Annotated in this window: 1 protein-coding gene; it reads right to left on the bottom strand. The window is 30.7% G+C overall.

Translation table 11 applies throughout. From position 1 onward, the window contains the following. Positions 1-12: 12 nt before the first annotated feature. Positions 13-834, bottom strand: a complete 822-nt coding sequence (locus HGC4_RS14940; protein ID WP_050710940.1) for a tetratricopeptide repeat protein — start codon at positions 832-834, stop codon at positions 13-15. Positions 835-951: the final 117 nt, after the last annotated feature.

Raw genomic sequence — 951 nt, 5'->3', positions numbered from 1 at the left:
CTTTATTTTATTCTACTTACATAATAGCAAATATTGCTTTATTATATCTTCATCAGCACCAAGCTCCAGTGCCTTTTCAAAATTACGCTTCGCACTAAATTTATCAAACTGATGCAACTCAAACTGTCCTTTTAATATATATAATAGTGGATCATTATATCCTAATTCTTGTGCTTTATCCAAATCACTCTTAGCCCTACCCTTTTTATTCAGTTGTAAATAACATTCAGCTCTATTTACATAAAATTCAGGTTGATTCTTATATTTATATATAAGATCAGTATATTTCTCTTCTGCCCCAACCCAGTCATTTCGACTCTTTAGCGCAAAAGCCAGGCTACTTAGAGCTAATATATTATCAGGTTTAATTTCTAGGATTTGTTCAAAATCACTTTCAGCCCCTAGTAAATTCTTTTCTGTCATATGTATTAAACCTCTTCTATAAAGAGCTTCTACATTATTTTCATCTAAAGATAAGATAATATTATAATCCTTCATCGCAGCATTCAAACTGTCCAATTCACAATATAAAGCTGCTCTATTTTGAAGTACAAAAATATTATTAGGATATTTACTCAGAGCTGAACTATATGAAATTAAAGCTTCCTCGGGTTTCCCTAACTGGCGTTGAATAGTACCAAGATTAGATAGTAATAAAATATTACCCTCATTACCAGGCTCCTTACGCATAGCCTCTTTCAACATCAACTCGGCAGCAGCATATTCTTTCGCATCAAGATAATCGAGAGATTTTGCAACCATTTCTTCGTAGGTTTGAGCCGAAGAAACAAAGCTCACTAAAAAAAAGGCCGCAATAAAGAAATATTTATTCATTTTAAAATATTATTTGTACATTTACTATGAACTTAGATGCAAATGTATACTTAATATATTAAATCTGTTTTTTGAATACTCTATAAAGATTTAGAAATTGTGTTTATAGATGTTATT

This window comes from Dysgonomonas sp. HGC4, from assembly GCF_001261715.1.
Lineage (GTDB): Bacteria > Bacteroidota > Bacteroidia > Bacteroidales > Dysgonomonadaceae > Dysgonomonas_A.
The sequence above is the reverse complement of the archived record's forward strand: the minus strand, read 5'-3'. Positions and strand labels throughout refer to the sequence as shown.

Bases quoted from the DNA above. Each gene is read 5' to 3' on its own strand.
- HGC4_RS14940 (WP_050710940.1), bottom strand. From the start codon at position 834: ATGAATAAATATTTCTTTATTGCGGCCTTTTTTTTAGTGAGCTTTGTT.